Here is a 4,317-nt window from a genome sequence, read left to right as displayed (position 1 = left end):
ATTTTAAATAGGAAGTATGCAGAGAATGAGAGTTAATTGAAAAATGAAAGCTTTAAAAGATTAATAGGATAAATTATCATAAAAATTAGAACCTTGATTGGCTAAATGCATTTCAAGGTTTCGTTTTATGTATATAGCTATTATGACGAGTAAAGATGTACCCTGCATTCAAATACATGATGAAATGGGAAATCAAAAGACCATTTACATTCTACCTATCCTTTGGTTGGTAACCTACATTTCCTCCTAAATCAACAATTTCTACATCCTCCAGCTGACTTGGATCATCCGTTTGATGCAATCTCTCATAAGCATCATTTGTTACATAAAGTATTTGATTCTTTAGATGTTCATCTTTTTTCATCAAGGCACCTCCTTATTGTAATCGTTGTTATAATCTTGTCTTTGACCTTTTTACATATTTTTATACACCCATTTATAAGAATCCACATGTTTTTCTCTCAAGCATATAGAGGGAAAAATATTCCTGATGATGGTAAAATAAATGTGGTTTGATAATGTCATTCCTAAAAATACATAGTTAGGGAAGGTGCTCACAACATGCAATATCGTCGCTTAGGGAATACCGGTTTGAAGGTTAGTGAAATTAGTTTAGGTAGCTGGCTAACGTATGGTGGGTATGTCGAGGAGCAAAGAGCTACGTCATCGATTGATAAGGCATATGAGCTAGGGATTAATTTTTTCGACACTGCCAATGTGTATATGCGAGGGGAAGCAGAGAAGGTTGTTGGGAAGGCGCTTAGCAAATATGATCGCAGCTCCTATGTATTAGCTACAAAGGTATTTGGAAAAATGGGCGATGGTCCGAATGATGAAGGCCTTTCTCGGAAACATATCATGGAACAATGTCATGCAAGCTTAAAAAGACTTGGGACAGATTATATTGATATTTATTATTGTCACCGCTATCATAAAGAAACACCACTTGAGGAAACATTGCGAGGACTAGACGATCTTGTTAGACAAGGAAAGGTTCTTTACGTTGGTGTCAGTGAATGGACACCAGAACAAATTACAGAAGCAGTTCATCTTGCGGATAAAAAACTATTGGATCGCATTGTGGTCAACCAGCCAAACTATAGTATGCTCCAACGGTATATAGAAAAGGAAATTATTCCTGTCAGTGAAAAACACGGTATAGGTCAGGTCGTTTTCTCTCCATTAGCCCAAGGAGTTTTAACAGGTAAATATAAAAAAGGAGAGGCAGCTCCTGAGGGAAGCCGTGCTGCTCAAGAAAATTTAGGCGATCTTTACGGAGTATTAAATGATAAAAATCTAGATAAAGTTGAAAATCTTAAACAAATTGCTGAAAAGGAAAGCCTCACGCTTTCACAGCTGGCTATTGCTTGGATCCTAAGAAAGCCAAATGTTGCTAGTGCACTTGTTGGCGCTAGTCGACCTGAACAGCTTGAGGAAAATGTCAAAGCATCTGGGGTAAAACTAAGTGAAGATACATTGCAGCAAATTGAAGAAATTTTAGCTGATTAATCTTTCTAAAAGTTTCATAGATGAAAGCAGAAGATCAATTTACTCTCGATCTTCTGCTTTTTTATACGAATCTATGCAAAAAAAAATCCATGAACAGATATTTAGCGTATAATATAGATCGGAATCTTAACTAACAGGAGTATAGACAGATGGATAAAAAAAACAGCAAGTATCGTTGGATCGTTTTTGCTAGTGTATTATTGACCTATTTTATGATTGTCAGTCAACGAACTGCACCAGGATTAATTACAGACCAATTAATGAAAGATTTTCAAGTAACAGCATCAACAATTGGTTTGCTAACAAGTATTCAATTTTTTGCTTATGCAGGCTTACAAGTTCCAGTAGGAATTTTATCTGATCGGTTCGGTCCTAATGTGTTTCTAATTATTGGGACTTTTCTTACTGGTATCGGTACATTGCTTTATAGTATTGCCCCAAATGAGACGGTGCTTCTTTTAGCAAGATTAATTGTCGGAACAGGGGATGCAACAATTTGGGTTAACCTTGTGTTAATTTTAAGCCAATGGTTTAAAGGAAATGAGTTTGTCAAATTACTTGGTATGGCAGGTATGACAGGAAGTCTAGGATTTTTAATGGCGACCGTCCCATTTTCCATGTGGATTGCCTGGACAGGGTGGAGGCCACCATTTTTTACGACAGGAATTGTCCTTTGCTTATGTGGAATCCTTCTTTATTTTGTCCTAGTAAAAAATCCGCGTAAAATGGAAAAATTACATCAGCCAGCAAATTCACAGGCAGCAAAGCCAATTCAAAAACGAGAAAAAACAGGTGTTATTTTAAAAAGGGTTTTCTCTAATCGTCAAGCATGGGCAACCTTTTTATGTCACTATGGAACAGTAGGAACATACGTTGGATTTATCGGATCCTGGGCAGTTCCTTATGGAATGCATGTGTTTGATATGACACGCTCTGGAGCAAGTCAATTTGTGATGATCGGATTGTTCGGTGCTATGATTGGTGCACCTTTAACAAGCTGGATTTCAAGTCGTTTAGGAACAATTAAAAAGCCCTATATTTTTGTCCATATTATCGTTTTCTTAAGCTGGTCAGCATTTTTACTCTTTAACGGGAAGCCACCGTATTTTATGCTAATTGCTCTATACTTTTTAATTGGCTATGGAAATGGTGCGAGTGCCTTAACATTTGCCGTTGTCCGCAAATCGTTTGATGTGAAAGAGGTTGGTGTAGTCTCAGGCTTTGCAAATATGGGTGGATTTATTAGTGCTGTTTTATTACCTAGTGCATTTGGAAAAGTATTAGATCATTTTCACGGTGCAGAAGCGAGTGTAGGGTATTTTTATGGCTTTATGATTCCTGCCCTTTTTGCCTTGATGGGCTTAATCGGTGGTTTATTAATTAAAGAAAAATCTAGTGAAGTTACTCAAAGCAAGGAGATCACAGCCTAGATATCTAATTTTAAAAATTGGTAATGGATTTTAAAGGTCCATTACTTTTTTTATGTAAAAGATATTCTTTTTCATATCAAGAACTTATACTGCAATCATGAAATAGGTAAAGGAATTTTTTTCATGGTATGATAAAGAAAATGATATCCATTTCATTTTTATCATGACTAAATCGAATAACAAATCATTTGTAGCGGACAATAAAAAGAGTTTGGCAAAAAAATTTTTTATGAGATATAAGGAGAACATAATGACTAAGGAAGATAACGTCGAAATTGGATGGAATTTTGATAATAGTTATACGAGTTTACCACATACATTTTTTAAATTACAACTACCTACTGAAGTACGCTCCCCAAAAATGGTCATTGTGAACAGCCGTTTAGCAGAAACACTTGGCTTAAAAGAGCAGGGGCTTCAATGTAAAGCAGGTGTAGAACAGCTTGCTGGAAATGAAATACCAGAAGGGGCATCTCCGCTTGGTCAGGCATATGCTGGACATCAATTTGGTCATTTTAATATGCTTGGGGATGGACGTGCCATATTACTTGGTGAGCATCTAACACCTAAAGGAGAGCGTGTCGATATTCAATTAAAAGGACCAGGAAGAACACCGTTTTCCCGTGGAGGAGATGGACGTGCAGCACTTGGACCAATGCTTCGTGAATATATTATGAGTGAAGCGATGCACGCACTTGGAATCCCAACGACGAGAAGTTTAGCTGTCATTGCAACAGGAGAAGAGGTTATTCGCGAAACGATTTTACCTGGAGCAATTCTTACTCGTGTCGCAGCTAGCCATATACGAGTCGGTACCTTTCAATATGGTGCACAGTGGGGGAAAAAGGAAGAGCTTCGGCAATTGGCTGATTATACGATTGAACGTCATTATCCGGACATTATAAACGATCATGATCGCTATCTTTCATTCCTAAAGGAGGTAATCAAGCGTCAAGCAAAGCTAATTTCGCAATGGCAGCTAGTTGGATTTATTCATGGTGTTATGAATACTGACAATATGACAATAAGTGGTGAAACAATCGATTATGGGCCATGTGCCTTTATGGACACATATGATCCAGCAACTGTCTTTAGCTCAATTGATACGCAAGGACGCTATGCTTATGGAAATCAGCCTTATATAGGAGGCTGGAATCTTGCAAGGTTTGCAGAAACATTATTGCCATTCCTTCATGATGATGAAGAAGAAGCGGTGAAAATGGCTCAAGCTGAAATTTCTCAGTTCACTGAACTGTTTTATCAGTATTGGAACCAAGGAATGAGAGAAAAGCTCGGTCTCTTTAACGAAGAAGCAGAGGATGAATCGCTCATTGAGGAGCTATTAAATCTTATGCAGAAATATAAAGCAGATTATACG

General features: G+C 37.4%; 4 protein-coding genes. 3 read left to right on the top strand and 1 reads right to left on the bottom strand.

Annotated features, from left to right (window positions below; translation table 11 throughout):
• Window positions 1–211: 211 nt before the first annotated feature.
• Complete coding sequence (locus HU235_RS06505; protein ID WP_170944440.1) at window positions 212–364, bottom strand: hypothetical protein; 153 nt, start codon at window positions 362–364, stop codon at window positions 212–214.
• Window positions 365–561: 197 nt separating this feature from the next.
• Between HU235_RS06505 and HU235_RS06500 the strand changes: the two genes are divergently transcribed.
• From HU235_RS06500 to HU235_RS06490, 3 genes are all read left to right on the top strand, one after another.
• Window positions 562–1,509, top strand: coding sequence for an aldo/keto reductase family protein (locus HU235_RS06500; RefSeq protein ID WP_174879688.1), 948 nt, complete (start codon window positions 562–564; stop codon window positions 1,507–1,509).
• Between the two features lie 149 nt (window positions 1,510–1,658).
• On the top strand, window positions 1,659–2,939 hold the full coding sequence (locus HU235_RS06495; protein ID WP_174879687.1) for an MFS transporter: 1,281 nt from the start codon (window positions 1,659–1,661) through the stop codon (window positions 2,937–2,939).
• 250 nt (window positions 2,940–3,189) lie between these two features.
• A partial coding sequence (locus HU235_RS06490) for a protein adenylyltransferase SelO (RefSeq protein ID WP_174879686.1) occupies window positions 3,190–4,317 on the top strand: 1,128 nt, incomplete at its 3' end.

This window comes from Metabacillus niabensis (assembly GCF_902829255.1).
In the GTDB taxonomy this organism is placed as follows: Bacteria; Bacillota; Bacilli; order Bacillales; family Bacillaceae; genus Metabacillus; species Metabacillus niabensis.
Note: the sequence above shows the minus strand (reverse complement) of the source record. Positions and strands in the feature narration are given on the sequence as shown.